The organism is Aquimarina sp. BL5, from assembly GCF_003443675.1.
GTDB lineage: Bacteria > Bacteroidota > Bacteroidia > Flavobacteriales > Flavobacteriaceae > Aquimarina.
Genome location: NZ_CP031963.1, coordinates 2,422,296 through 2,447,635 on the forward strand (window position 1 = coordinate 2,422,296; position 25,340 = coordinate 2,447,635).

Sequence of the window (25,340 nt, forward strand, 5' to 3'; positions counted from 1 at the left end):
ACGCAATTAATTTTCTATCCTTTTTCGGTCAATCTTAATATATCTCCAAAGACTCCTCTAGCAGTTACAGCCGCTCCCGCTCCTGCTCCCTGAATTACTATTGGTTGATCTCCGTATGATTCTGTATAAATTTCGAATATAGAGTCGGATCCTTTTACTTGTCCTAACGCACTACTTTCTTCAACAGATACCAATTTAACATCCAAAATACCTTTTTCTTTGAATAAATCCCCATGTAAATCTCCAATATATCGTAGCACATGATTAGGTTTTTGTTCATCCTTTATGTTTTGGTATACAGCATCTAATTCTTCCAATCTTTCCAAAAATTTATTTGCATCTCCTTCTCTCAAATTCTCAGGAATTAAATTATGGATATTAATATCTGTAAATTCATTACTAAGATCTAACTCCCGTGCTAAAATCAGCAATTTCCTTCCGACATCATTCCCGCATAGATCTTCACGAGGATCGGGCTCAGTAAAACCTTTATCAATAGCTTCTTGTAATACTTCACTAAATTTCCGATCATCTTTCGAAAAAGTATTAAACAAATAACTTAACGATCCAGAAAAAACACCTTTAATTCTTGTAATATTTTCGCCGGATAAATGCAAAAGTTTAATTGTATCTATTAGTGGTAATCCAGCACCTACATTGGTTTCATAAAAATATTTTTTTTGATGCTCGTCTAACTTTAGTCGAAGTTCTTTATAAAAGTCAAAACCTAGTGTATTTGCCACCTTATTGGATGAAACCAGATCAAATCCATTTTCCACCAAAGTGATATAATTATCTACAAATACTTTACTCGCTGTATTATCAATTGCAATTAAATTTTCTAAATGATGTTCATCTGCAAACTTAATGAGATCTTCTATTCCGTAAGAACTTCCTTCTATTATATCGGATCGCCAATTAGTATCAATTCCATTTTTACTTAAAAGTATTTTTTTGGAATTCGCAACGGCAAAAATATTTAGATCAATCTTTTTTCTCTTTTCAATCTTCTTTGCAGATTTCAAAATCTGATATATCAATGTTCCTCCTACCAAACCGTGTCCAAATATGGCGATATTTATTTTTTTTGAGACACCAAAAATCTCTCCATGAATAACATTCAATGCCTTATGAAGTTGGTTTTTATAAACGACTAAGCTTACATTCTTTCCAGAAATAGTATTATTAAAAAGCAAAGGGATTACCTGGTTTTTAATCAATGCATTGTATGGTCGATGAAAAGTACTTAAATCTTGTCCGATAATGGAAATTACGGAAACGTTATTTTCTACTGTGATTGTATTCACATCTCTCTTATAAAAATCAGTCTCGAACTCTTGTTCCAAAACTTTTTTAGCTTCTATTGCTTTATCCCCTTCTACCACTAATCCTATACCTCTCTCTGATGAACCTTGAGAAATTATACTTACACTTATATTTTTATAAGCTAATGCTTTAAAAATCCTAGCATCTACTCCTACTTTTCCTAACAGACCTCTTCCTTCTAAATTAATTAAAGAAACATTTTCTAAAACAGAAAGAGATTTAATTCCTTTCTCATCATTTTCTGCAGTGATCAAAGTTCCTTTATTTTTATGATCAAAAGTGTTTAAAATGCGTAAAGGAATATTTTTTTCTATCAGTGGAATAATGGTTTTAGCGTGCAAAATATTAGCTCCAAAATAAGCCAGTTCATTCGCTTCTGTAAAAGATAGTTTTTCTATTTTTTTCGCGTCAGGTACTAAATCAGGATTTGCAGTATAAATACCACTTACGTGGGTGAAATTTTGCAATTCTTCTGCATCCAGATAATTTGCCAATAAAGCAGCCGTATAATTACTACCATTTCTACCAAGCGTTGTTGTTTCATTATTCATATTAGAAGCTATGAATCCTGTTACCACATTTACTGTTGCTCCATTATACTTTCTAAAATGATCAACTACATTTTTTTTAGATAATTTATCCAAAGGTTCTGCCTCACCAAACTTACCATCAGTTTTGATTAACTCTCTACCATCCGTAAAATTAGCATTCACTCCTTTTTCTTTAAGAATATGCGTAAGTAGTTTTGCAGAAATCACTTCTCCTTGCGACAATACTTGGTCTTTTATTCTTTTACTATAATCTCCTAACAGGGATACTCCCTCAAAAAGCTTATCTAATGTTTCGAATTCATCGTCTACATTAAAACTAGGATAATTAGCTACTTGATATTGCTTAAATACTTCTAGTTGTTTCTGATAACTTTCACTTCTAACGGCTTTATTTAAAATAGCTTCTAATTCATCCGTTGATTTTCCCCTTGCAGACAACACCACGGTAATCAATTCGCCATTGTTAACTTTATCTTCTATTATATCAACCACTTTATGAATTCCTTCACCATTTGATAGTGACTTTCCTCCAAATTTTAAAATCTTCATCTTTATATTATTTTAAAACACATCTACTAACAACTTACTGAGTTGATCAAATTCTATTAAAAACGCATCATGTCCGTGAACGGAATCTATAATTTGATGCGTCACATTTTGTTTTACCTCTTTTAACTCTTTAAAAGTGATTTCATCTTCTGCTGCAGTAAAAAAGCCATCAGAATTCACACTTATGATATGGATATTGGATGTAATTGTAGCTGCTACCACTTTAAAACTATCTCTTCCTTCTGTTATATCAATATTTGCTAATATGTAATTCAATTCTTTATATGCAGAAAGGGTAAATCGATCATCTAGTTTATTTCCATGATGGAATAACCAACTCTCTACGTTGTACATATTTTTTTCATCATTATAACTTCTATCAAATTTTTGTCTAAATGACTCTGGAGATCTATAGATAAGCATCGCGTGTAATCTAGCATCATGGATAGGGTTATCAGAATTTAATAAAATTTGTTCCTGTACCAAGCAATTTGCTTTTAACCAATCGGTAGATTTCCAATCGGTAGCTACAGGAATTAAATGGTCAATTAAACTTGGACTTAAAGCTGCAAGTTCCCAGGCAATTCCTCCACCAACAGATCCTCCAATAACAGCATGGAGATTATTGATATCCAATTGTTTCAATCCCTTTGCAAAAATCATAGCGACATCTCTGGCATTAAAAAGTTTATAATCGGAAATTAAATTCCCTTCTTTACCGTCATAGCCATTACCCGGAATATTAAATGACAATACCGTATACCTATCTGTATCTATACATTTTCCAGTTCCTATCAAACCACTCCACCATCCTTGATTTCCACAAACCGTAGAGTTACCTGTCAATGCGTGATTAACCAAAACTATTGGAGCCTTATGTAAAGGTTTTCCAAATACCTCATAAAACAAAGGCATTTGATCAATCTTTTTGCCTTTAGAGGTAATGAAATCAGATATTTGAACTTGTAGGAGCATATTTTACGTTAACTTCATAAGAGCTACCAATCTTTTTACCGACTTACAGTCAAAAGGTTAGAAACTCAATTCTAATGAATTATATCTATTTTACTTTTTCGGCTACTTTAGCAAACGCACTTTTTAGGTCTGTCTTTAAATCTTCTATATCTTCTAACCCAACTGAGAGTCTTATCAAATCCTGAGTTACTCCTGTTGATTCTTGTTGTTCAGGATTTAACTGCTGATGTGTCGTACTAGCTGGATGAATAATCAAGGATTTAGAATCTCCAATATTTGCTAATAATGAAAATATATTAGTTTCATTAGCTACCGTTTTAGCAGAATCAAAACCTCCTTTTATTCCAAAAGTTATAATACCACTTTGACCTTTAGGAAGGTATTCTTTTGCTAGTTTATGATAAGGGTCACTTTCTAATCCTGGATATTTTACCCACGTAACTTCATCCTGTTCCTGTAACCATTTCGCTAATGAAAGAGCATTTTCGCTATGTTTTTTAATTCTAATTTCTAAGGTTTCTAACCCTTGTATAATCTGAAATGCATTAAAAGGGCTTAAGGCAGCGCCGTGATCTCGTAATCCTTCTATTCGTGCCTTTGCAATAAATGCCGCAGCACCTAAAGCATCGTGATATACTAACCCATGATAACCAGGTGATGGTTCTGTAAACTCAGGAAATTTACCGCTTGACCAATCAAAAGTACCTGCATCAATGATCACACCTCCAAGAGAAGTTCCATTTCCACCAATATATTTAGTTAAAGAGTGAATTACAATATTAGCTCCGTGTTCTATTGGGTTCAATAAAGCAGGCGTCGCCACTGTATTATCAACTATAAGAGGAACTTTATACGCTTTAGCTTGAGTAGAAATAGCTTTAAGATCTAATACATCAAGCTTTGGATTACCAAGTGACTCCACAAAAAACACTCTGGTATTTTCCTGTACAGCGCTTTTAAAATTATCGGCATCCGATGGATCTACAAAAGTTGTTGTGATTCCGAATCTTGGGAGAGTAACATTTAAAAGGTTATATGTTCCACCATACAAACTACTAGAAGCAACAACATGATCACCCGCTTTTAGTAATGTTAATAATGCAGTATTAATTGCTGCCGTACCGGATGCTGTTACTACTGCTGCAATTCCACCTTCCAAAGCTGCCAAACGTTGTTCTAAAATATCATTAGTAGGATTATTCAATCTTGTATAAATAAATCCTGGTTCTGATAAATTAAACAAATTAGCAGCATGATCGGCATCATTAAAAACATAGGATGTTGTCTGATAAATAGGAACTGCTCTTGTTCCTCCATTAGTTTTCACGTTATGACCAGCGTGTAAAGCTTCTGTTGCAAATTTTTGTGCACTCATAATTTTCTATTTTAAATTTTAATAATTAAATAAAATTCAAATACATCAAACACCGTCTAGTGTATGGTTATAGAAAATTAAAAAGAAAGGAAACGACAATTACAAGTCTTGTAATTGGATCGAGTTATCTTCTTCGTCAATGACGAATAGAATTTAGCACCTTCTTTAAAATCCTGATATGCATCAGAACATATAAAGGGTTGCTAAGGTTTCATAGGGTCTATTCCCTCCACCTTTCTTAATAACTTACTAATATGTATAAGAAACTTCGAAGCAAAGCTAGTAATTATTTTTAAACTTGAAACAATTTGTTTTAAAAATTATATGTATCGAAAAAAACGCTCTAAAAAAGAAATTTTCATTGGAAGAAAATTAATGATACGTTAAATACTTTCCAATATTATCATTTTTTTTACCTTTGCCGAATTATTAAAAGGGATAGATTTGACTGATTGCAACCCTAAAGAGCTGAAAATAGCAGCATTCGTAAGTGAATACTAGACTGTTTCAGTAATTAAATGCTAAAGCAGTTCGATACAATATTATTCTAATCGAAAGCTTCTTTATTGCAATCCCGTCATAATTTATTATAGTTTATTCTATAAAAACAAAAAAGAATGGCATATTTATTTACTTCGGAAAGTGTATCTGAAGGACATCCGGATAAAGTAGCAGATCAAATTAGTGATGCTTTATTAGATAACTTTTTAGCTTTTGATAAAGATTCAAAAGTAGCTTGTGAAACTTTGGTGACTACTGGGCAAGTTGTACTTGCTGGAGAGGTTAAATCCAAAACATACCTTGATGTGCAGCAAATTGCAAGAGAAGTAATTAATGAAATCGGTTATACCAAAGGAGCTTACCAATTTAGTGGAGACTCTTGTGGAGTAATTTCTCTTATACACGAACAATCTCAAGATATCAATCAAGGTGTAGATAGAGAGACTAAGGAAGAGCAAGGCGCTGGTGATCAAGGAATGATGTTTGGCTACGCTACCAAAGAGACTGAAAACTATATGCCTTTGGCATTAGATATTTCTCATAAGATTCTTCTTGAACTGGCTAAGCTAAGAAGAGAAGGAGCTGAAATTCCATATTTACGTCCTGATTCTAAAAGTCAGGTTACTATAGAATATAGTGATGACAATGTACCTCAACGTATTGTGGCTATTGTTGTTTCTACGCAGCATGACGATTTTGACATTGATGACGATGTGATGTTAGCAAAGATCAAAAATGATATCGTTTCTATACTTATGCCTAGAGTGATTTCTCAATTGCCTAAATATGTACGGGATTTATTTAATGATCAAATAACATATCATATTAACCCTACAGGTAAATTTGTAATTGGTGGGCCGCACGGAGACACCGGACTTACCGGACGTAAAATCATTGTGGACACCTACGGTGGTAAAGGAGCTCATGGTGGTGGAGCATTCTCAGGAAAAGACCCTAGTAAAGTAGACCGTTCTGCGGCATATGCATCTAGACATATAGCAAAAAACTTAGTTGCTGCAGGTGTTGCAAGTGAAGCATTAGTGCAAGTATCATATGCCATTGGAGTAGTAGAACCAACTTCAATTTTTGTTGATACTTATGGTACCAGTAACTTAGAGATTACTGATGGAGAAATTGCAGAAAAAGTAGCAGAAATCTTTGATATGCGACCTGCTGCAATTGAAGAGCGTCTTAAGTTACGTAATCCTATTTATAAAGAAACTGCAGCTTATGGACATATGGGAAAAGAATCAAAAATAGTAACAAAAGTTTTTGAAAGTCCATACTCCGGTAGAGTAGAAAAAGAAGTAGAATTATTTACCTGGGAAAAATTGGACTATGTAGATCAGGTAAAAAAGGCTTTTAAAATATAATTTTATCATTAATTTGATGTAAATTTGTAACCTCCAATACTTTATAGTATTTATTTAACGATAAAATCAGTTTTATCGTTAAATCAGATACTATATGAAGACCTACGAATACTAAATTGTTAAAGTAACTATTATTCTAAACGAATATCTTTAGCACAAATGATTAAATTATCAAAAAAAGTATTGAAATGAGATTAAAAATTGGAATCGCTTTCATATTGTTTTGTATCTGTAGCTTGTCTTTTGGACAAGATTACAAAAACAATATTAAATCCCTCAAAGAAGTTGATATCAAGATAGAGGAAGGGCAATACAGTGCAGATGATTCTGTATCTGCAGATAGATTAATAATTGAAAGTTCTGAAAATGCTGCTCTGAATCAAGACTATACCTCTTGTATTGATGAAGAATGGGCAGATATTAAAAAACAAATCTTAAATAATAAAAAAAGGGTTGCAGAAAATAACGAAGTTTTTGTTTCCAAAACCGTAGACACTGTTTTTGTTACTGCTCCTAGTTTCAGTAAAAAATCACAATTATCTGGTTGGTAAAATAAACACTGATCATTTTAATAAATACTATAAAGACTGTCCTTCCGACAGTCTTTTTTTTGTGGTCAATACATCATATTTCCTAGTTGAGGGGATAATTCTTAAATAAAAAGGGTTGTTTTCCCTCTAGCAATATCATTATAAACATATTAATTTAGCACTTGAAGATCAAACAGTTATAAAAAAAGAAAAAGAAAGAACTATGAAATTAAAAATGGTAATGATGATAGCTTTGATATGGATTGGTCAAAGCGTATTCGGACAAGTTAGTCAAACTAAAAACAGTAATTCTGAAAACCTAAAGGAGAAAAGTACTAAAGATACTCTTATTGAACCTGTTTCCGACAAAGGCATATCTTATAACAATAATAATGAGAAATTTTATAGTGAAAGGGAATGGAAAAAGGTTAAAAGGCAAATTCGAAGAAATAAAAAAAGAATTACAAGTAATAAGAATGGGATTCATAGCTCAAAGATTATTGACACTATTTACTTAGAGATAACAATTCCTAAAACCAATTCACAAATAACTGAGTGGTAAAAGTAATAGAGAGGTTTGTCTATTTTTTTTATATTCTAATGATATCTAAGATTTTGAAAGAAATCAAAAAAATTAACAGTTACATACTAATCGGCGTAATTTTTGATATCAATTAAAAATATAAAATACTTCATTATGAGAACTGACAGTTACACTAAAGCTATCCTAACCATTATTGCCGTTTGTTTAAGTATTATTGTTTTAAAAGATATAAACATTATACCAAAAGCATATGCAAACGGTACTGGGACATCGTCCAATTACGGAATAGTGCCTATTAATGATGATGGGACAATAATGGTTAAACTAGATACCTCTGACCAAATTGATGTAAATATAAAAGGCATCAATACCTACGATAAACTCAAGGTAGATATCAATAAAGTAAGTACAAGTGATGAACTGAATATAAACATTGACGAAATAGGCGGTAACTATGTATCAAGCGGAGGCCCGATCAAAGTTAAAATACACAATTAATTTTCTAAGCCATTCTTTCTATTGTTGCATTTTAAGATAATAGTCCACAGAATGTTTTCCAGAACCGTAAAATATAAAGAATACGCACAGCAAAAATACGACGCTGGCAACAATCAGATTAGCTATGTGCATCTCTCCTACAAAATTGATAACGATCGCTCCGATCAAAAGAGGTAATTGTACAGCTACAGACCATCGAGTCAATAAACCGAAAGCAACTAGAATTCCTCCAATTAAATGAGCTGGAGCGACATAGTGAATTACGATCATTCCTCCTGCGAGGTTTTGAACCGGTTTTAGTAAATCCACTAATATTTGACTATTACTAATGAAATTTATTCCTTTTAAAAATAAAAATACACCTAAGGCAATTCTAAGAAGGTCTAATGGATAATACGTATGAGCATTAGCCCATTTATTTAATGATTTTATAGTTAGCATAATGTAAAAAAATATTGATTACACAACCATAAGATACTGATTTTTAATGTAATAAAAAAATATAACGTATTCAGCTAATTATAATCCTGAAGCAACAGAAGTAATCTTGTCTAAAGCTACACTTATCTTAATCAATATCTCTTGTGCATCCTTTATTTCGTGACGTTGTTGTAAAAATTGTGGATCATTATATGAAATCCTAACTATATCCTGATCATCTTGCCAAACTAATATTTTCTGAGGAAGATCTAATCCCGTAGTTTGAGCACTTTGCATTAAAGGAGTTCCTAAATTAGGATTACCGAACATAACAATCTTTGTTGGGTTTAGCGTTAACCCAACAGAAGCGGCATTTGCTTGATGATCTAATTGGGCTATTATTTTCAAATTAGGATTATTCTCGAGCACCTTAATAAGGGTGCTATATGTTTCGTCAAAACTCTTAGTACTTTCTTTAGTGATGACTCCTTTTTGCGTTGTTATTTCCATAGATTCTAATGCATTTTGTTCTGCTTTAGACGTATCATTAACAACTTGATTACAGGAAATCAAACATAAAGTAAATAGAAAACTAAAAATGAATCTTTTCATTTGAAATAAATTTTAATACAAAACCTGATTATCGTTTTTTTCATAGTTACAATCATTCCTATTGACATACCAGATCACTTTTACGTTATCACTATAATCATCGCTTTTATTTACATCAGAATGATCTAGATATACTTGAGTCATTTCTCCTGTTGTTCCCAAAACCGATTGCCAATAATGAGTTTTAACAAGATTAATATGATGCCGCTCTCTAGAAGGAGCTTGCCCCATAATTCTAGATAATTGAGCATATACATGTCCCTTATTAATTGTTAAAAATTGCGCATCAGCTGTATGTTCAACAGCAAAAACACCTGTTAAGCCATCTTTCTTGTATTCACTATATTGCCCCCATCCAACTCGTATTTCACATCCCTGACGAACAGCTTTTTTAAGATTATCAATATCACCAGACAGTGCATTTCCTTCATTATCATTACTATAAATAACCTGCCATCCTTTGTTCTTATCTTCTACATTTTCTTTTTGTGTTGTAATATTACAAGAACTTAATAAAACCAATAAAAATAGTACTATAATATCCTTAAACATCCAATAACTTTTGGTTTAAAGATAACTTAAAACCAAAACAAATTCTAATTTCATATAAGATTAACATGTTACCAAACCCTATTAAAATATATTAAATAGATGTTTCCAAAAGATTAAAATCTTTTGGAAACATTACTGTCATAAATTATATTTCACACTTAATATCCAATACCTAGGCTGCACTACATAACTAGAAGTACTGTTAAATAATTCATTAAAGCTATCCCTATTTATGCTTTCGGTATTTAATAGATTAGTAACAGAAAATTTATACTCCCATTTACTATCAGGTTTTTGATAAAATACTTCTGCATCCCAAAAACTATACTCATTCAATGTGGTATTCGTATCACTATAATTGTAGTAGCTATAAGAAGATTTTAACAAAAAACCTTTGGCAAATGCCCAATCTAGTCTTGCAAAAGGGCGGCTAGTATAAAAAGTACTTTCCGCACCATTATTATCGTAATCATTAACTGTAATACTATATCCTAAATCGAAATTTGGACCTTTTTTAAAATTCGTAGACCATTCTGTTTGGTACATTTGTGTAAGACTTATACTCTCACTTGGCAACGTATTTACTATGTTATTAAAACTAGACCAACTTACATTAGCACTTAGATTTCCTTTAATCTTACCAAAAGTTCTTGTGAAATTACCACTACCTGATAAAATCTGATCCGCAAGATTAGAATTAATTGGAGTATTTACTCTATTTATACCAGATATAACACTAGTATTCTTAATAGGATTCCGTCTATTTGTATAATTCAATCTAGCAAAAATATTAGTATAATTAAACATATTAAAACTAAAATAGTTTAATGAATAATTATCATATAAAGCATTCTCAAGACTTCTATTTCCTTGGGATAGTGAGTTATAATTATTAAATACATATCCTTCTGCTAAATTATTCACATCTGTATAATTAGCGGTGATTGAATAATTAAAACGTAAACTCTCACTCTTTTTAAACTGAACCAAAGCAAAAAAATCGGGTAATACCTGCCACTCATTTTGCTTAGCAGTGGTTCCTAACTGTTCATCCTTAAGACTATAATTATGAACACTAACTCCAGGATTAAATGTAAAAATCCCTGTGATGAACTTATAGTGTAATCCTGCATAAACATCATTAAATTTATAAGTCACATCATTAGTAAATTCATCAGCTTCAAAATCATTTTGATTTCCATTATCTAAAATTTGAAAGATATCGGAATCAAATTTCTGAGTACTTAACGTAGATCCAACTGTGAAGTTTAGATTACTTTTTTTATTTAAAATATAGTAATAATCAAGTGTAGCATCGAACTTACTAGTTTTTACATTTTTTTGTTGGTTGATGTTATATCTATCTGACTCCTCTAGCGGATTATATGTATCCAAACTGGAATCATCTGGATTCGTAATTTGAGTAAAAACTCCTCTAAATGGAATTTCGGACCTAATAGCATTATAAAACGGATCTTCTTCCTGAAATAGATGTTGGGCTTCAAAAGCAAAAATGTTTTTTGAATTTAGAGTATAATAGTTATTTAAGTTCTGTTTCACAGAAAAGGGATTATTCTCTAGTCTTTCATTGATATCCTCAGAGATATCATCTCTTTCAGAAATGAAAACATCATCTTCTTCTTGTTTGGAGAGTTTTCCAAAAATGTCATAATCCAACCTAAAATCATTGTTTGGTCTATAACTTGCACTTAGTTTTAACAATCCTAATTTACTTCGCTGTTCTGTATTATCAAAAGTCTCTTCTATCGTATTATCAATGGAATCTGACGTATCATCAATATAGGTTCTTCTGGTAGTAGTGATCAAATCTGTTTTGGTATCACTAACAATTCCATATCCACTAATATCTAATTTTTTATTAGCAGATAAACTAAAATTAGCTGCGCCAAACTTTGTATTAATTTCATTGGCACGATTGTTCTGTAACACTGCAAAAGCAAGATCATCTGTCGTGACATTAAAAGATGTTCCTCCTCTTCCTATATTTCTAAAACCACCAGTAAAATTGAAATAATCTCTTCTTGTAAAAGGCACTTCTCCTATATCATTAAAATCTGTTAAAATATTGAGACTGTATTTAGGGCTGTAATAAAATAATTTGGGTTTTACTAAATACCGTTCAGTCTCACCAACTCCTGCACCAGCTGTGATCTCTCCAAACCAAAAGTTCTTTTTCCCTTCTTTTAATTTAATGTTAATAGCTACTTGATCTTGAGTATTTCGTAAACCACGCATCTGCCCAACATCTTCGTAATTCCTTAGCACTTCTACTTTATCTAATGCATCTGCCGGAATATTTTTAGTAGCCAATTTAGAATCTCCGTCAAAAAAGTCTTTGCCTTCTACCATTACCTTAGATACCGTTTTTCCTTCTACCTCTATTTCTCCATCATCGTTTACTTCTATTCCAGGCAATTTTTCTAAAACATCACCTAACTTTTTTTCATTACCATTAGTAAATGAATCAGTGTTATAGACTAGTGTATCTCCTTTAACTACTACTGGCATCTCATATACTATTTCTACTTCATCAAGGCTATCTGCCTCAGAAGTCATTTCGAAATTAGTTGTAACATCCTGAGTAGTTACCGCAATAGTTTTATCATTAGCAGAGAGTCCAATAAAACTAACCCTGAGTTTATATGTCTCATTTACGGGTACTGATAATTTATATTTCCCAAAGTCATTAGTAATACCATAGGCTGTCATAGCATTATCTGCTTTTTTATAAGCGATAACATTGGCCATTTCTAATGGATTTCCTAATGAATCTTTTACAAATCCAGTAATCTGAACTTTCTGTGCGGACATAGTGATCCCTACCAACAATATGGTATATAGTATTTTTTGCTTCATTTTGTTGATTAATTTTTTAAAAAAGAAGTCTAATTTCGACGCCCTCCACCTAAGCCGCCTCTTCCTCTTCGTTGTGTACTGAATTGCTCTATCATTTCTTCTACTTTCTTCTTTGTGATTTCGTCAAATTCAGTTTGCGTGACATCTTTTCCTTTTGTAGGCGGTTTGATTTCTTCTTTTTCTTCAGCATTCAAAACTATTTTATTACATAATAATGTTGTTCTTCCTTCCTGAACTTCTAAAATCAAACCTGGTAACCCCCAATAGGCTCCAGGACCTTGATTCACGGGAATCTCTGGTGTGTACCAAGCTGTAACTTCTATTTCTTTTAATATTTCTAACTCATCTGAAGTGTTTTTGATACTTACTTGATCAGCATTGCTTTTTTCTCTTCGGTCTCTTTGCTCCCTAGCCTTTCTTCTCATAGCTCTAAAGTCCAAAACTTCATTAACTTTTTTAGTAGCTGTAGCCTTGAAACAAGTATAATTTCCAATTTTTTTAGTTTCATTAACCAAAGTCCAACTATAAGAGGGTAACGAATCTTTAATCAAAAAGTTTTTTCCATAAAATTCTCGTTGATCATAATACTGGGACGTTTTAATATTTTTATAATAGTTATTAGATGTTATTCCAGAAATCATCGCTCCCCACCTACCTCCAACTTCAGTCGTCTCTAGTTTTGCTTCCTCTTTATAGGTTGCAGCGCTTTTATTAAAAGTGAGTATAAATGTTCTTTCCAAAGCAGATTTCATCCGATCGGCTATGGCTTTCTTCTGATCTTCAGACATTTGTCGTCTAACAAAATCCATATCCATTCCTGTCTTACTAAAATAATAAGCTTTCCCCTGAAAATCCTGTGCGATTGTTAATGAGGTTACGAGAATAATAACTAAAGTACATGCAGTCTTCATATAAGGCAGTTTTAAAATATTTAGACTCTAGTATTAGCTTACGGTTTAATAGAAATAAGTTAATTATATCCTAAAAAAGTAGCTTTTGATTGCCTACTGTTTATGTCAATACAAAACCGGCTTATACAAGTTTTCTGTAACATTTTTTGATTGATTATGATGATTATCCTCCTATTCGTATCTGCATACTATTTCCATCATCCCGGTTTGGTCTTCTATCCTGTATTTCTTGCATTTTTTTACGCATAATTTCTTCGAATTTATTTTCATTTACAACTTTGCCTTTATTGGATTCTAAAATCTCTACTTTTCTCTTCGGGCTCAACACTATTTTATCGCATAACATACTCTGTTGACCATCATTAATAGCCATAATTAATCCTGGTAATCCCCAAAAATTAGCAGGACCATTATTAACAGGAATCTCTGGCGTGTACCAAGCTGTAACCGTTATTTCTTCTTCTGTTTCTACATTTTCCTCAGCAACATTATTAGTTGACATACTTGTTATTCGTTGAATTGTTCTTTTGGCTGTAGCTTTATAACAGGTATAGTTTCCTATCTTCTTCGTTTCATTCTCTAGCTTCCAATTATAATGAGTTAGTGTATCTTTTACCAGAAACATTTTTCCCAGCATTTCTCGTTGCGCTACAAATCGCTCTTCTTTATTATTTTTATAAAGAATATCAGAAGCCCCAGATCCAGCTACCATTACCCTAATTCCTGTAGAGGGTTGCGGAGTTTCTAAACTTTCTTCTTCTTTATAAACAGATTCTGTTTTATTAAAATGTAAGGTGAATTCTTTTTGAAACTGTTTTTTCATCATCTCATGTATCTGCTTCTGCATTTCAGAATTTAACTGAGTGCTATCTAACTTAATATCCAACTTCCTATTAGTTTGATAGGTTGCAACTCCCTGAAAATCTTGTGCAGAGATATTTCCTAATGTGGATAGAGCTATCAGTACGATTAATCTTATCATAATTATATCTTTTAGTTATTATTGAGATTTGTTTATTTTAATTGTTCTTTTACAAAGATGAAGAGTCCATACAAATCAAACAGTTAACCAGTGTTAACGAGTGTTAAGCGATAGTTTTTATATCGTTTAAGAATCCTATTTTTGAAGTATGCAAAAGAATAGCTATAAAAATGTATTATACTTCATTACACTTGTAATTCTAGTTACACTGAACATTCAGGTTTATTGGAACTTTAAAAATTATGAAGCAAGTAAACAACAGTTAATTAATGATGTACAAATAAGTTTAGACAATGCAGTAGATCAATACTACACTGAATTAGCAGAAAGAAACGCTATTAGATTTTCATCGGACTCTTCAAACATTAAAGATTTTTTTAAAAAAAGTAGTTTTTCAAGATTTCTAAAGAAAATAGATTCTGGGGATGTTAATTTTAAGAGTTATACGTTTTCTGATGATTCAGTTCATAGTGATATTAGAATATTCAGAAGTTTTTCCGCGGATAGTATAAATTTCAGAGATGTGCATATGCATCATAACTTAGATTCGTCTGGAACTTCCAAATTTTCTAGTCCAATTAATCACGTCCAAAATAATGATTCAAGAAAAAAGATTTTTGAAGAACTTACTTCTAAAATTATAATTTCTATTAATGAAGATTCATTAAAATTAGAAGTTTTAGATACCATTCTCCGGAATCAATTAAAACGAAAACAGCTAAATATTAACTATGGAGTTACTTTTCTGGATCAGAAAGGTACTTCTTTCAATCTGCGCGACACCATTATAAATCAGTCCGAATTAAAAACTAAGACAAAATCATCCTATTTACCAAGAGGAAGCTCTTTAGAATTATCTTTTATGAATACTACACGTATGATTCTTAAGAAAAATCTTTTTGGTATTATGTTATCATTTTTACTAGTAAGTGCTGTGATCGGATGTCTTTTATATCTTTTGAATATTATTAATCGTCAAAAACAACTAGCAGAGTTGAAAAATGATCTTATTAGCAATATTACTCATGAATTCAAAACCCCTATTGCTACTATTAGTGCAGCTCTGGAAGGCATCCAAAACTTTAATCGCGAAAACGACCCCGAAAAAACTAAAAAATATGTGGAGATGTCTTCTAACCAACTAGGAAAGCTGAACACTATGGTCGAGAAAATATTAGAAACCGCTACTATGGATAGCGAAGAACTTGAATTAAATCTAGAAGAGTTAAATCTTGTTCACCTTATTCAAACAATTTCAAACAGATATCAAGCAAGTGTTTCTGAAAAGAAAATCAAATTTCATTCTACAAAATCGACTATACGGAAAAAAGTAGATGCTTTTCATTTTGAAAATGCAATCAATAATATCGTGGATAATGCAATCAAATATGGAGGAAATACTATTGAAGTTTACTTAAAAAACATGAATTCACATATTATTCTTGAAATTAAGGATAATGGAACATCATTAAATAAATCACAAAAAGATAAAATATTCGAGAAGTTTTATAGAGTTCCAAAAGGAAATACTCATGATGTAAAAGGTTTCGGAATTGGATTATTTTATACTAAAACTATCATCGAAAAGCACGGAGGAACTATAGAATTATTTCTTAATCAAGAAGTAACTAATTTCAAAATAACTTTACCCAATGGATAAAATCATTGAAATAGTATTGGCTGAGGATGAGCCTTCATTAGGGCAAATTATCAAAGAAAGCTTAGAAACAAGAAACTTTAAAGTGCACCTTGCGCAAAACGGTGAAGAAGCCTATTCGATATATAAATCTGTTGCGCCAAAAATATTGGTGCTGGATGTAATGATGCCTAAAAAAGATGGATTTACTTTGGCCAAACAAATTCGATTAGAAGATGATACGATTCCTATTATATTCCTCACGGCTAAATCACAGACACAGGATGTTGTGGAAGGCTTCACAATTGGAGGCAACGACTATTTAAAGAAGCCTTTTAGCATGGAAGAACTTATAGTTAGAATCAACAATCTACTTCATAGAACTAAAACGCAACAAAATTCTGAAACACTTGTAATTGGTAAATATATTTTTGATTTCCCAAAACAGATCCTTAACTATGAAGGTAAATCTCATCAGCTTACCCATAGAGAAGCACATTTGTTATTTCATTTAGTAAAAAACAAAAACCAAGTATTAGACCGTTCTATGATTCTCAAAAAACTTTGGGGGGATGATGATTTCTTTAATGGTAGAAGTATGGATGTGTTTATCACCAAGCTAAGAAAAAAATTAAAACAAGACGATTCCATTCAGATTATTAATGTTAGAGGGTTTGGGTATAAATTAGTTTGTTAGAAATGGCCTTATTTTTGTACTTTGCTAATTCATGAAGAAGGCACTATTCTTTTTAATCTTATTCGGTTTTGTCTATAGCAGTCCTGCTCAGAGGAATGCTATTGCAAGAGATTCCATCTCATTAGGAGCTGATCATTTTTTAGGGCTTGACTCTTTTGGTGCAGTTTATTACACCAAAGGAAATATTTTTTATAAAAAATGGAATAATCAAGAGTGGCAATTTGGTGATTTTATTCTAGGCCAACTCACACAAGTATCTATTTTGAATCCGTTAAAAATTGTATTGTTCTATGAGTCTTCTAACACCATTGTACTAGTTGACAAGTATTTATCCGAAATTGATCGTATAAACTTTAATACTATTGCAGAATTTAAGAGTGTTTCATTGGTTTCTCCCGCAAATGATAATAGTGTTTGGGTTTTTGATAATAATACACAGCAATTAGAACTATTTAATACGATCTCTAACAAAACGTTAATCACCACACAACCTATTACCGAACTTCCGACTAAACTACATAGTAATTTTAATTATTGCTGGATTCTTACTTCAGAAACGCTTTCCCAATTCAATGTCTATGGAAGTTTATTAACCAGAAGTGGTAATGACGGGTATATCGATATGAGAATTATTAATGATGATCTGTTATTACTAAAAGAAGACGGGTTATATTATCATTCCACAAAGACAAAAGAAATAGAAAAAATAAATCTTCCGGAAATTCCTATAAAACAGTTTTATGTTACTAATGAAATCCTTTATATTTACCACCAAAGTAAGATTTACAGTTTTGATCTAACACCCCAAAAAAATTAATCAACTATGCATGTAGCCATTGCTGGAAATATTGGTGCCGGAAAAACAACATTAACCAAACTATTGGCCAAACATTATCGATGGGAACCTCAATTCGAAGATGTATTGGAAAATCCTTATCTAGAGGATTTTTATAATAAAATGGAGCGTTGGTCATTTAATCTACAAATCTATTTCCTGAATAGTCGTTTTAGACAAATTCTTGAGATTCGTGAAAGTGGAAAAGATATCATTCAGGACAGAACGATCTATGAAGATGCTTACATATTCGCTCCTAACCTTCACGCAATGGGATTAATGACGAATCGTGATTTCGAAAACTACAAATCTCTATTTGATTTAATGGAAAGTGTGGTAGAAGGCCCTGATTTACTTATTTATTTACGAAGCAGTATTCCTAATCTTGTGTCTCAAATTCATAAACGCGGTCGCGAATATGAAAATACAATTAGCATAGATTATCTCAGCCGACTAAACGAAAGATACGAAGCGTGGGCTCATGGCTATGATAAAGGCAATCTACTTATTGTGGATGTGGATCATCTTAATTTTGTGGACAATCCAGAAGATCTTGGTAATATTATAAACCGTATTGATGCAGAATTAAACGGATTATTCCAGAAATAATAAAAGGCCTTTCTTAATCGAAAGGCCTTCTTTTTTCTAAAAACTCACCTTTGGCAAGTTTACTTTCTACTTAAACTTCTTAAGATTGTTGTTCACCTTCAGTTTCAGTTTCCTTATTATCTTCTTTTACGGCTTTTTCTAAAGATTTGTCAAGTTTTTCACCAGCCTCTTTCACAGCATTTTCTGCTTCTTTTTCAATCGCTTCAGCTTCTTTTACAGCTTCTTCAGCAGTATTTTCAACTTCTTTTTGTACTTCGCTAGTTTCTTCAGTGGCATTTTCTGTTTCCTTATTTGTATCTCTACAAGAAACAAACGCTACATTTAAAGTAAATAAAAACACTAATGCTAAAATTACTTTTTTCATAATATAAAAATTTTAGTTGTTATTATATGGCTATAACGCCATTCTAATCTCACTATTTCTATTACCTTGGTAATGTTTTCACAAAAAATCTTAATTTTTTTAACACAATGAATTTCAATGACTTATTTCAATTTCTTTCTGAATTGCAACAAAACAACAACAAAGAATGGATGGATGCTAACCGAAAATGGTACCAAAAAATTCGTAATTCTTTTATCGACTGGTTGGATCATTTAGATACAGAATTTGCTAAAATTGATCCCGATTATTATCCGACATCTGGCAAAAAGGGAATTAACAGAATTAATAATAATCTTCTTTTTCACCCTAACAAACCAGTTTACAAAGATCACTTTGCCGCCGGATTAGATCAACGATCCAAGCAAGGAGACTTTTACATACAAATTGGCATCAACGATTGCGAACTGGCGGGAGGTTATTGGAAACCGGATAATAAAATCCTAAATAGTATTCGTGAAGCAATTGACTATAATGGAGATGAATTACTTAAGATCATAAATAAAAAAACTTTTCGAAAAACATTTGGCCAATTATACGATGATGGAGATTCTTTAAAAAAAGCTCCCAAAGGATATACAATGGATCACCAGCACATAGACTTATTACGCCGTAAAACTATTGCTGTTATTCATCCTTTGACAAAAGAAGAAATTCTACAAGGTAATTTTAATGAAAGAGTAATTGAAGTATATAAAGAAATGCTTCCTTTTAGAAGATACTTAAATGAGGCAGTAACGGTTTAGAATTTATCTATTTTCTCAATTAAATATTTAACGATCCTATTTGTTGCTCCTGTATTGCTATTGATAAAATGACCGGAAATCATACCTGTCTGTTGTCTGAATTTTTTATTATCGATTAATTTGTTCAGGATATTAGTAAACTCGGTTGCATTAGCTACCGAAAATAACCCTGCTAACTTCTGGAGTTGTTTCGCTTCTCTGAATTTTTCAAAATTCTTACCAATTATAATAGGGATTCCGAAAGTTGCAGGTTCTAGAATATTATGCAATCCAGATGTTCCCATCGCTCCACCAACATAAGCAATGTCTCCATAACTATAGACTCGTGATAAATACCCAATTGTATTCATAATAAACACCTTATATTCACTCATTTTTTTTCCTTCTTTTTCAGAAAAAAGAACCGTTTTGTGTTTCAGCTTCTTTTTTAGCGCTTGTACCCCATTCTCTTTTATTTCATGTGGCGCAATGATAAAACACAAATCATCCGAAGCCTGGTTTACAAAATCTATAAATACTTCTTCATCTTCTGACCAGGAACTTCCTATAACTATACATAGTCTATCTCCAATAAATTCTGAAATAAAATCTACTTGATTATCCATTTCTATTTGATGTGATACTCTATCAAAACGTGTATCACCACTTATAGTAACATTATCAAACCCAACTTGATTTAATAATTGTTGTGAAGTAGTATCCTGTACGAAAAAATGATCCACCGTTTTTAAAGCTGATCGCATAAAACCACCATACCACTTAAAAAATGCTTGATCTTTTCGAAATGTGGCAGAAATTATGGCAATAGGAATATCGTTAGATTTTAGCTTCTTCAAATAATTAGGCCAAAACTCATACTTCACAAAAATAGCAAGTTGTGGGTTTACCAATTTCACAAATCTACTAGCATTCGCTTTAGTATCTATTGGCAAGTAAACAATAACATCCGCAAGGGTACTATTTTTTTTCACTTCATACCCTGATGGGGAAAAAAAAGTAACTAATAAGATATGAGTAGGGTACTTTTTCTTAACCTCTTCCATTACAGGAACCCCTTGCTCGTATTCTCCTAATGACGCACAGTGAAACCAAATCACTTTATCCTCTTTATTTATACTTTTTGCTAATACCTCGAACACTGTTCTCCTTCCTTTTGCAAACAGTGTAAGTTTTGGACTTATTAATCCTATAATCGGAAGCAACGCATTGAATGCTGAGATAAGAAGATTATATAAAAAATTCAAGAGTTCTGATTTTATGCGTCGCTAAAATACGGCTCTTTCTTATAAAAACTGATAAACATTCTATTCAAAAAGTATATTTGCCAAATTGATTAAAATTCAATGAAATTTAAATTTTAATAAAAATAAACATGTTTTTTTATGTTTTTAACAAAATAAAATCAATAAAATTACTAAATTGACACTTATCATCACACAAACTCTAAGCTTTATGAAATTAAAAACTACTTTAATTGCATTGTTTTCCTGTGCAATATTATGCTCCCAGAATTTTGTAGAAGTTCAACTCCCAAAACCAGATCAACTTAGTCCTTTTTTTATAGGACCTCTTTTTAAATCTACAATTCACCACGGTGTTACTCCACCTAATTATAATGGAAAAGTGATTCTATTTAATCATGGATATATCGATCTAAATCAAACACAATTTCTATTTGATAACAATTTTTATCAAAAAACATATGATGAAGGGTATCAAGCGGTTTTTGTAGCCACTACAAGAGGTGGCGGTATATGGGTTAATGGAGAATTATTAGCCGAATCAATAGACATTATCACAGAAAAATATAATGTAACAGATGTATCCATTATAGCACATAGTAATGGTGGAAAAGCTGCAGAAGCAGCCATGATACAATATGGAAAAAAGGATAAAGTGCAACAAGTTTTTGCGTTGGGCACTCCTTATTGGGGAACTTATTTGGCCGATATTTCCCAAATGCCTTGGTTAAATTGGGCCTGGCGACTAACAGGGTTAAACGAAGGAGCAAGAACATCAACAACATATTACTGTAGAGATGTAGTGCGCCCTTATCTAGACAATAATCCTAATAACGAACCTGAAAAATTTGTAGTATTAGGGGCATCTGGATATTTTAATGGATCCAACCTACTTGCCAGAGCAGCTTTTACGGCTACAGGCGGAATTTTACTTCCAGTGCAAGGAGCTAATGATGGTGTCGCTCCTTATCGAAGTACGCTTAGACCTGGTGCAGAATATGTATTCAGGAAAAATGATTTTCGAGCCTTTTTTGATCATATTGATGTAAGTTTGGGACAGTTTAGTTGGCCATATGTAAAATCATATCTACAAAATCGCTCTCGCAATAGTAATCAAACTTTTGAAACGGAAACTCCTGCCAATTTTATCACAGAAAGCAATTATTATATCATTCATTCAGAAAACGAGTATGATAAAGTATTATTAGACAAAAACTCCTCATTTGCAGTGGCAGAAATTCTTCATGAAAAACCAACGGCCGAATTTCAGGGTTTTGATCAGGATCAAAAAAAAATAAGCACACTAAAAAGTCATAATCAAGAGGATCATAAAACAGTGATTCCATTTTCTGAAAGTAATATTCAGCTGAAAAGTGATTCTCGTTTTGCCGCTTTTATCAGACAAAATAATGGAATTACCATGTCTTTAGAACATCAAATAAAAAACAACTATCCCACATTAAAAGTTGATATTTTTTCAAAGAAAAAAAATAGTGAATTACTTGTCAATACGGAAATACGTGGTGTAATTACCAAAACTTCTAAAATTGATGGAACTTCATTAAAAAATGATCCAGAAGTAATTACTTTCCATAAAAAGGATGGTAGTTTCTATTTTGACACTAAAAATCTTGATGAAGGTGTATACAGCCTATTTCTAAACTCAGAAAGTAACGGCAATTTTAAAAGGAGTATCATCTCTGGTTTTGTAGTTGGTGATATTAATAAAGCTTTGAATATGGATGAAGGAGCAAGTGATATCTTTAACAAAACTGAAAAATCTATGAAGATCACTCCAAATTCGGTTAAAAACTACGCTTTGTTATCACTTGAGGGATATAATATTTCTGATAAAATTTCAATAGACATTTACGATGTTACAGGTAAAAAGATTATGGATTTTGTTGTTCCTGTAAATCAAAATTCGCAGTATAACATATCGGAAAATCTACAACTATTATCTGGCGGTATATATCTTTTGCAGGTTAACAAAAAGGAGACTATAAAATTCGTAAAAAAATAAGATTATAAACATCTGAAAGAAAAGCGTTTGCTAATATGATACTATTTTGATGCTATTCGTTAATAAAAAACATATCAAAACTTAGTCATCACATTGGCAATCGTGTCATTATTTCGTACTTTCGTCGGGTTACAAAACTCATCCTATGAAGAAGATTCAAATGGTTGACTTAAAGGGTCAATATGAACAAATAAAGGAGCGTGTGGATGCATCTATTCTCGATGTCATCTCCAATGCCGCATTTATAAATGGTCCGGAAGTACATAGTTTTCAAAAAGAATTGGAAGAATATCTGGATGTAAAACACGTAATTCCTTGCGCAAATGGGACAGATGCTTTGCAAATAGCGATGATGGGATTAGGCCTAAAACCGGGAGATGAAGTTATCACTGCGGATTTTACTTTTGCCGCTACTGTGGAAGTAATTGCATTGTTGCAGCTCACACCAGTTTTAGTAGATGTAGAACCGGATTCATTTAATATTGATCCAAATGCTATCCGTAAAGCTATCACTCCAAACACAAAAGCAATTGTTCCTGTTCATTTATTTGGTCAAGCTGCCAATATGGATGAAATTATGGAAATCGCCAAAGAGCATAATTTGTATGTAATAGAAGATAATGCACAAGGTATTGGTTCTAGTTATAAATTTGCAGATGGAAAAGTTGCCAAAACAGGAACTATTGGTCATGTGTCTTCTACTTCTTTTTTCCCTTCGAAAAATTTAGGATGTTACGGAGATGGTGGATCTATTTTCACTAATGATGATGATTTAGCACATACTATTCGTGGAATTGTGAATCACGGAATGTATAAAAGATATCATCACGATGTAGTTGGCGTTAATTCTAGATTAGATTCCATACAAGCTACAGTACTTAGAGCCAAACTACCTAATCTTGATTCTTATAATAATGCCAGAAGAATGGCAGCAAGAAAATATAACAAAGCTTTTGAAAGTGTAGAGAATATAATAACACCAAAAGTAAAAGGAAATAGTTGTGGAACTAGTTCAGATATAATTTGCGATTCATGTAACTGTCATGTATTTCATCAGTATACACTTCGTATCATCAATGCAGATCGTGATGCATTAGCAAAACATCTTAATGACACTGGAATTCCGTGTGGTGTATATTATCCTATACCTTTACACAATCAAAAAGCGTATCGTGATGAGCGTTATAATGAGTCTGATTTCCCCGTTACCAATCAACTTGTGAAAGAAGTCATTTCGTTACCTATGCATACAGAATTAGATGATGAACAAATTGATTTTATCACAAAAACTATTATCGATTTTATTACTAAATAAGCTAAAAAAGTTAATTATTCATAGTTGTTTAATTAATTATTACAAAACTCATAAACGCCTATAATGGATTCATTTTGTATTTGTTATAATCTTGTAGATCATAATAATTTTCCTGGAATTCCCCCTTTACCAGAAACCTATATTGTACCTGTAAATAATGACCGCCTTGGTTATGTAGAAAAGCAGGCTACTCCTCAGACTTTAGCTAGTTTCAAAATAGCATACTTAGAGACACCGCATGAACAGTTGTTAGAAATATGTGCTAGTCTAAAAATTCCTGTTTTAGAACAGCAATTCAGACCAGCTAAAAAAAGAAAAACATTTGGTTTAGCGGATATCCTAAAAGATCCAAAAATCAAAGATGTAGTTATCAATTACATAAATAATAAGCTTTCTGTTTTTTATGCCCTTTTAATTGAGAACCAATATGCTGTAGTGCATAATGCTCAAAGAAAAGACCCTTTTGAAGTCCATAGATTATCAATTGGTGCTAGTATTCTCAATCCAATTTTAGAATTCACAAAAACAGATGAAGGAATAGATTATGCTTTTTCTTTAAAAGATGGAGAAAAAGTTATAATTCCTCAGAATCATAGCATTCAGATATTACTAAATGAACCTTCCTGGATTACAGTTAATAAATCTATTTACCATATTAGCAACTTAAATGCTAACAAATTAAAACCATTTTTCAGCAAGGAAAAGATTACTATTGCTAAAAAACATATTAAAACCTATCTAGATAAAGTTATTATTCCTGTTATAAAAAATGTAGATGTAATTGCGAATGGTTTTGAGATCATAATTCACAAAAACATAGCATCTTATGGAATAGAAATTATTCAGGATTTCATAAAAGAAAATTATGTTGCCAAGGTAATTTTTAATTATGGTCAAGCCTCTTTTGACTATAACAGTGCCAAAAAAACTTCCTCTGACGTACATTTTGGAGAAAATGAAGAAATTCAAATAACTCAGATCAAAAGAGATCCTAATGCCGAAAAAGAAATTATAGCTTTACTTGAATCTAAAGGACTATCGATCAATAGTAATCTTTTGCTTGAGCTTGAAACTTCTGATGATCCATTAGCTATTTTTAATTGGGTTCAAACACATCATAAAGAACTAGAAAAAGAAGGGTTTGAGATAATACTTCCTGATCTGGAAAACAGATCGGTAAATCTTGATCCGCATCAGATCGAGATCCAAAACAAAAAAAAAATGACTGGTTCGATGTCAAAGGAGTAGTTCTTATTGGTTCTCAGGAAATTCCGTTTTCT

General features: G+C 31.9%; 23 protein-coding genes and 1 riboswitch. Of the genes, 12 read left to right on the forward strand and 11 right to left on the reverse strand.

The features are described from left to right. Nucleotides 1-14 precede the first annotated feature (14 nt). The 3 genes from thrA to D1818_RS10480 all read right to left on the reverse strand — a co-directional run bounded on the left by thrA (nucleotide 15) and on the right by D1818_RS10480 (nucleotide 4,776). Nucleotides 15-2,426 carry a bifunctional aspartate kinase/homoserine dehydrogenase I gene (gene thrA, locus D1818_RS10475; RefSeq protein ID WP_370449397.1) on the reverse strand — a complete coding sequence of 804 codons (2,412 nt, stop codon included), beginning with the start codon at nucleotides 2,424-2,426 and terminating at the stop codon, nucleotides 15-17. Between the two features lie 12 nt (nucleotides 2,427-2,438). Further along, the gene (locus D1818_RS25905) at nucleotides 2,439-3,401 is read right to left on the reverse strand and encodes an alpha/beta fold hydrolase (protein WP_370449398.1); all 963 of its coding nucleotides are present in this window, start codon (nucleotides 3,399-3,401) and stop codon (nucleotides 2,439-2,441) included. Nucleotides 3,402-3,486: 85 nt separating this feature from the next. Further along, nucleotides 3,487-4,776 carry an O-acetylhomoserine aminocarboxypropyltransferase/cysteine synthase family protein gene (locus D1818_RS10480; RefSeq protein ID WP_118458703.1) on the reverse strand — a complete coding sequence of 430 codons (1,290 nt, stop codon included), beginning with the start codon at nucleotides 4,774-4,776 and terminating at the stop codon, nucleotides 3,487-3,489. Between the two features lie 121 nt (nucleotides 4,777-4,897). Further along, a riboswitch (SAM riboswitch) is annotated at nucleotides 4,898-5,024 on the reverse strand. 369 nt (nucleotides 5,025-5,393) lie between these two features. On the opposite strand from D1818_RS10480, the gene metK reads away from it, so the two are divergent. The 4 genes from metK to D1818_RS10500 all read left to right on the forward strand — a co-directional run bounded on the left by metK (nucleotide 5,394) and on the right by D1818_RS10500 (nucleotide 8,222). Then, nucleotides 5,394-6,650, forward strand: coding sequence for a methionine adenosyltransferase (gene metK / locus D1818_RS10485; RefSeq protein ID WP_118458705.1), 1,257 nt, complete (start codon nucleotides 5,394-5,396; stop codon nucleotides 6,648-6,650). 188 nt (nucleotides 6,651-6,838) lie between these two features. After that, the gene (locus tag D1818_RS10490; RefSeq protein ID WP_118458707.1) at nucleotides 6,839-7,201 is read left to right on the forward strand and encodes a hypothetical protein; all 363 of its coding nucleotides are present in this window, start codon (nucleotides 6,839-6,841) and stop codon (nucleotides 7,199-7,201) included. 202 nt (nucleotides 7,202-7,403) lie between these two features. After that, nucleotides 7,404-7,742: a hypothetical protein gene (locus D1818_RS10495; RefSeq protein WP_118458709.1), complete on the forward strand. Its 339-nt coding sequence runs from the start codon at nucleotides 7,404-7,406 to the stop codon at nucleotides 7,740-7,742. 135 nt (nucleotides 7,743-7,877) lie between these two features. Continuing rightward, nucleotides 7,878-8,222 carry a hypothetical protein gene (locus tag D1818_RS10500; RefSeq protein WP_118458711.1) on the forward strand — a complete coding sequence of 115 codons (345 nt, stop codon included), beginning with the start codon at nucleotides 7,878-7,880 and terminating at the stop codon, nucleotides 8,220-8,222. A gap of 18 nt (nucleotides 8,223-8,240) precedes the next feature. Here D1818_RS10500 and D1818_RS10505 read toward each other — a convergent pair whose 3' ends face one another. The 6 genes from D1818_RS10505 to D1818_RS10530 all read right to left on the reverse strand — a co-directional run bounded on the left by D1818_RS10505 (nucleotide 8,241) and on the right by D1818_RS10530 (nucleotide 14,576). Continuing rightward, nucleotides 8,241-8,663, reverse strand: a complete 423-nt coding sequence (locus D1818_RS10505) for a DoxX family protein (protein ID WP_118458713.1) — start codon at nucleotides 8,661-8,663, stop codon at nucleotides 8,241-8,243. A gap of 78 nt (nucleotides 8,664-8,741) precedes the next feature. Beyond that, complete coding sequence (locus D1818_RS10510; protein WP_118458715.1) at nucleotides 8,742-9,254, reverse strand: DUF302 domain-containing protein; 513 nt, start codon at nucleotides 9,252-9,254, stop codon at nucleotides 8,742-8,744. A gap of 12 nt (nucleotides 9,255-9,266) precedes the next feature. Beyond that, nucleotides 9,267-9,806 carry a hypothetical protein gene (locus D1818_RS10515; protein WP_118458717.1) on the reverse strand — a complete coding sequence of 180 codons (540 nt, stop codon included), beginning with the start codon at nucleotides 9,804-9,806 and terminating at the stop codon, nucleotides 9,267-9,269. Nucleotides 9,807-9,944: 138 nt separating this feature from the next. Beyond that, nucleotides 9,945-12,683: a TonB-dependent receptor gene (locus tag D1818_RS10520; RefSeq protein ID WP_118458719.1), complete on the reverse strand. Its 2,739-nt coding sequence runs from the start codon at nucleotides 12,681-12,683 to the stop codon at nucleotides 9,945-9,947. Between the two features lie 29 nt (nucleotides 12,684-12,712). Next, on the reverse strand, nucleotides 12,713-13,594 hold the full coding sequence (locus D1818_RS10525; protein ID WP_118458721.1) for a GLPGLI family protein: 882 nt from the start codon (nucleotides 13,592-13,594) through the stop codon (nucleotides 12,713-12,715). Between the two features lie 163 nt (nucleotides 13,595-13,757). Next, nucleotides 13,758-14,576, reverse strand: coding sequence for a GLPGLI family protein (locus D1818_RS10530; RefSeq protein WP_118458723.1), 819 nt, complete (start codon nucleotides 14,574-14,576; stop codon nucleotides 13,758-13,760). 148 nt (nucleotides 14,577-14,724) lie between these two features. Here D1818_RS10530 and D1818_RS10535 point away from each other — a divergent pair, with 148 nt between their 5' ends. The 4 genes from D1818_RS10535 to D1818_RS10550 are packed head-to-tail and all read left to right on the forward strand — an operon-like array spanning nucleotide 14,725 to nucleotide 18,353. Then, nucleotides 14,725-16,236, forward strand: a complete 1,512-nt coding sequence (locus tag D1818_RS10535; protein WP_118458725.1) for a sensor histidine kinase KdpD — start codon at nucleotides 14,725-14,727, stop codon at nucleotides 16,234-16,236. Further along, a complete protein-coding gene (locus D1818_RS10540; protein WP_118458727.1) occupies nucleotides 16,229-16,909 on the forward strand; it encodes a response regulator transcription factor in 681 nt (226 codons plus the stop codon). The genes D1818_RS10535 and D1818_RS10540 overlap by 8 nt, the downstream gene beginning before the upstream one ends. A 31-nt stretch (nucleotides 16,910-16,940) precedes the next feature. After that, complete coding sequence (locus tag D1818_RS10545; protein ID WP_118458729.1) at nucleotides 16,941-17,726, forward strand: hypothetical protein; 786 nt, start codon at nucleotides 16,941-16,943, stop codon at nucleotides 17,724-17,726. A gap of 6 nt (nucleotides 17,727-17,732) precedes the next feature. Beyond that, nucleotides 17,733-18,353 carry a deoxynucleoside kinase gene (locus D1818_RS10550; protein WP_118458732.1) on the forward strand — a complete coding sequence of 207 codons (621 nt, stop codon included), beginning with the start codon at nucleotides 17,733-17,735 and terminating at the stop codon, nucleotides 18,351-18,353. 79 nt (nucleotides 18,354-18,432) lie between these two features. Here the strand turns inward: D1818_RS10550 and D1818_RS10555 are convergent, their stop codons facing one another. Beyond that, nucleotides 18,433-18,717 carry a hypothetical protein gene (locus D1818_RS10555; protein WP_118458734.1) on the reverse strand — a complete coding sequence of 95 codons (285 nt, stop codon included), beginning with the start codon at nucleotides 18,715-18,717 and terminating at the stop codon, nucleotides 18,433-18,435. 107 nt (nucleotides 18,718-18,824) lie between these two features. Between D1818_RS10555 and D1818_RS10560 the strand changes: the two genes are divergently transcribed. Continuing rightward, on the forward strand, nucleotides 18,825-19,481 hold the full coding sequence (locus D1818_RS10560; RefSeq protein WP_118458736.1) for a DUF2461 domain-containing protein: 657 nt from the start codon (nucleotides 18,825-18,827) through the stop codon (nucleotides 19,479-19,481). On the opposite strand, the gene D1818_RS10565 is transcribed toward D1818_RS10560, so the two are convergent. After that, on the reverse strand, nucleotides 19,478-20,725 hold the full coding sequence (locus D1818_RS10565; protein ID WP_118458738.1) for a 3-deoxy-D-manno-octulosonic acid transferase: 1,248 nt from the start codon (nucleotides 20,723-20,725) through the stop codon (nucleotides 19,478-19,480). The genes D1818_RS10560 and D1818_RS10565 overlap by 4 nt on opposite strands. A 208-nt stretch (nucleotides 20,726-20,933) precedes the next feature. Here D1818_RS10565 and D1818_RS10570 point away from each other — a divergent pair, with 208 nt between their 5' ends. The 3 genes from D1818_RS10570 (at nucleotide 20,934) to D1818_RS10580 (ending at nucleotide 25,308) form a co-directional block, all read left to right on the forward strand. After that, on the forward strand, nucleotides 20,934-22,745 hold the full coding sequence (locus D1818_RS10570; RefSeq protein ID WP_118458740.1) for a T9SS type A sorting domain-containing protein: 1,812 nt from the start codon (nucleotides 20,934-20,936) through the stop codon (nucleotides 22,743-22,745). Between the two features lie 145 nt (nucleotides 22,746-22,890). Beyond that, nucleotides 22,891-24,060, forward strand: a complete 1,170-nt coding sequence (locus tag D1818_RS10575; protein WP_118458742.1) for a DegT/DnrJ/EryC1/StrS aminotransferase family protein — start codon at nucleotides 22,891-22,893, stop codon at nucleotides 24,058-24,060. Nucleotides 24,061-24,123: 63 nt separating this feature from the next. Beyond that, complete coding sequence (locus D1818_RS10580; RefSeq protein ID WP_118458744.1) at nucleotides 24,124-25,308, forward strand: SNF2 helicase associated domain-containing protein; 1,185 nt, start codon at nucleotides 24,124-24,126, stop codon at nucleotides 25,306-25,308. The last annotated feature ends 32 nt before the right edge of the window (nucleotides 25,309-25,340 follow it).